3 protein-coding genes are annotated in these 3,093 nt (G+C 45.2%); all 3 read right to left on the bottom strand.

Features of this window, described 5'->3' with window-relative positions; genetic code table 11:
- The coding region (locus OB13_RS14540) for a tetratricopeptide repeat protein (RefSeq protein WP_461490894.1) at window positions 1-777 on the bottom strand (777 nt) is incomplete at its 3' end.
- Between the two features lie 36 nt (window positions 778-813).
- The gene (locus OB13_RS14535; protein ID WP_461490893.1) at window positions 814-1,773 is read right to left on the bottom strand and encodes a PstS family phosphate ABC transporter substrate-binding protein; all 960 of its coding nucleotides are present in this window, start codon (window positions 1,771-1,773) and stop codon (window positions 814-816) included.
- Between the two features lie 370 nt (window positions 1,774-2,143).
- Window positions 2,144-2,986, bottom strand: coding sequence for an energy transducer TonB (locus tag OB13_RS14530; RefSeq protein WP_461490892.1), 843 nt, complete (start codon window positions 2,984-2,986; stop codon window positions 2,144-2,146).
- Window positions 2,987-3,093: the final 107 nt, after the last annotated feature.

Raw genomic sequence — 3,093 nt, 5'->3', positions numbered from 1 at the left:
TGCCATATCGACATACTGCTTGAAAGTAGAAAGCGCTCTGTCGTACTGGCCTGCAAAGTAGTAGAGTTCACCCAGGTCACGGTAAGCAGGTGCGTACTGAGGATCTACTTCAATTGCTTTCTTATAAGCTGCTTCTGCTTCGTTATAGTTGCGTGAGCCGGTATATAGCTGGCCTCTTCTTAAGTGCGCCTTGGCATACTTATCATCCAGTTGTGTAGCACGGTCATAGCTGGTCATTGCCTGGCCGCCGTTCTTCAGCTTCATATACGCGTCACCCATCAGCACATACGCCATGGCGTTGTTCTTATCACGCTCTACAGCTTGCTTCAGGTATTCGATCGCTTTGTTATAGTCCTGCTCCGTAGCGTTAGGAGCTTCTATATAAGCTTCTCCGATCATAGAAAGAACGTAAGGGTCTTTCTTGCCTTTTTTCAGCGCATCGTTGAAATGCTTCTCGGCACCAGCTCTATTCCCTTTGGCAAGTTCAACTTTACCCAAACCTACCATGTTGATAGATGATTTGGAATTTTTAGCCAATCCTTGGTTGAAGTAGTAAGCAGCTGAATCTACATTTTCTGAACGCAGGTATACATCGCCTAATGCGAAATAAGCATTATCAGCTTCTTTGCCGTTCAGTTGAGATTTATAAACCGATTTTGCTTCTTGGTAACGCTCTAAGTCTACTGCTCTTCTGCCTTGGTTGCCGGACTGTGCAAAAGCTGCTGCAGTCGGAAACATTGCTGCGATCAACAGTGCATACTTCCAGTTATTTGTCATCGTAATTTAGTTTAGTTTGATTGTTATTACTGTTTGTTATTGCTCGAAACTGCTCGCTCTATTATTGAAACCTACTATACGTACTGGCATTGTGGCCGGTACCAGGCCTGATTTTAAAATGATGCGCTGGCCTTTGTCGCTGGCTACATAAGCTGCAAAACCTGTGCCAAGACCTGCACGCCCCTCAGTACTAATGATATACAGAAACCTGCGTAACGGATACTCTCCCTGCGCTATATACGCTTGATACGGCTGAAAGTAGCTGTCCGTAGAGGTCGGATTTTCTTCTTTACTGATGCCTACCACTTTGATCTTGTTCAGGAAGTTCATGGAAGTGGTATCATCCCGATCACTTATCCAGTTTACACCGATTACGCCGATCGCATTTTCATTCTGGGCTACATAATCAATCAGGGCTTCGTGCGAGTTGCTGGCATATGCTCCGGCAGGCAGGGGTTGTCCTGCCATGAGTGTATCCCGCATATAGCGTGCTGTACTCGAGTTGTTGTTATCAAATACGAGGGTAATATTCTTGAGTTTACTGGCTGCATTAATCCCGCTCCAGTTCTCAATTTTACCTGTAAAAATATCCTTCACCTGCTTCATGGTCAGGAGTGAGTCCTGGTTCTTGTTATTCACAATCAGGGCAACTCCATCGATTGCAATCCTGGTATACCTCGGCGTGAGTTTGCGTTTGTCAAAAACTGCTTTCTCATCCGCATTCAGCTTCCGGGCCAGGATGGCGATGCGGGTGCTGTCATCCAGCAGGTCCTTAATGACGGCGCCTTCAGCTTTATACATCGCATTGATGTGCGCATACTTATAGATGCCTTCAAACGTATTTACCTGACTCTCTATAATCGGCTGAAATGATTCATCCACACTGATCGAGATGGTGCCTCTGGTAGATGTGTCTTGATTTTTTTCTTGGTTTCCGCTACAAGCCGCTAATACCAGCATGCTCATAGCCAGTAACGATTTGGCTGCTTTAATCATTGTCTCTGTCTCGGTTAGATTTGGAAATTACTTGATATGCTCTTACAAACCTAACGATTCCATACAAGATCAACGTTCCCCCAAATATCCTTCTGGCTGTATCTGATATAGCCAGGTTGTACTCTTCTCCGTTCATAAACAGGAGAAAGAGGCCCAGCGCCACATATATCAGTGTCATGAGCATACCGAAATAGCGTGCAAACTTGTTAAAGAATGTTACAGTAGATCTATCCCTGTCTCTATTTGGTCTAAGCATGCAATTGGTTTTGCTATATATGTAGCCTTAAATTTAAGGTTTATACTTCAAAAATTAAAGCAGAAGTCTTTGCGATGTGCATATTGACTTCTGCTTTATACTTCAATGTATGGATTATCGTTTCATGCTGAAGCGTATAGGCAGGGTATAGCGTACGGCAACTGGTTTTCCGTTCTGCCGCCCGGGTGTCCAGTTCGGCATGCTGTTGATCACCCGCAGGGCCTCTTCGTCCGTGCCATAGCCCAGGCCCTTGAGAATCGTAGCGTCCGTTATTTCGCCCTGACGGTTTACGACAAAGCTCACCACGACCATACCTTCTACCTGTTCGTTTACAGCTGCTCTCGGATACTTGATTTTTTTGCTGATATACTTGAGCAAACCCTGTTCTCCTCCTTCAAAGTATGGCATCTCAGCTGCAAAGTCATAGACAGTATTGGCGGATATTTCACCTGTACCCGCACCTGTTCCACCGGGTTCCCCCGTAGCTGCGCTTAAATTCTGATTGCCTGAACTTTCGCCTTCTTTTGCAGTTGTTCCTATAATCGCGCCTTTGAGTTGATCCTGATCGGGCATCTCCGGTCCTGTTACAGGAGCATTATCTTTCACTATAACAGGTTTTGTAAAGGGGATGACTTTTTGCGTTTGTTCGACCGGCTTCACGTTTGGCTGTTCTGCTGCCTCTTCTGCTGGAGGAGGAGGAAGGACAAAACCATCACTTAAATCTAGAACAACTCCTTCTTTTTCTGGCAAAGCGGGCAGCTGTGCATGGATAACCTCCTGGGTTTTTTTCAGCAAAGGCCAGCCCAATCCGGTTGTAAAGACGACTGTTGCCAATAGCGCAGCAGCTAAAATGTGCCTGCTGTATGTCTGGCGTAGTTCATAGGCGCCATACGCTTTGTTTCTGCCTGCAAATACGACGTTGTTGAACGTCATGTCGAATAAATAGCTCCCGTTCATGGTTTCTAGCTTTAAGGTTCATACCTGCCACATTGTTTATGTGTGCTTTTCCTGATGATGAACCTTGTGCTATTATTCCATAAATATTTTAGTGCTTTTTTATTCTC

The organism is Pontibacter sp. HJ8 (genome assembly GCF_054824225.1).
Note: the sequence above shows the minus strand (reverse complement) of the source record. Positions and strands in the feature narration are given on the sequence as shown.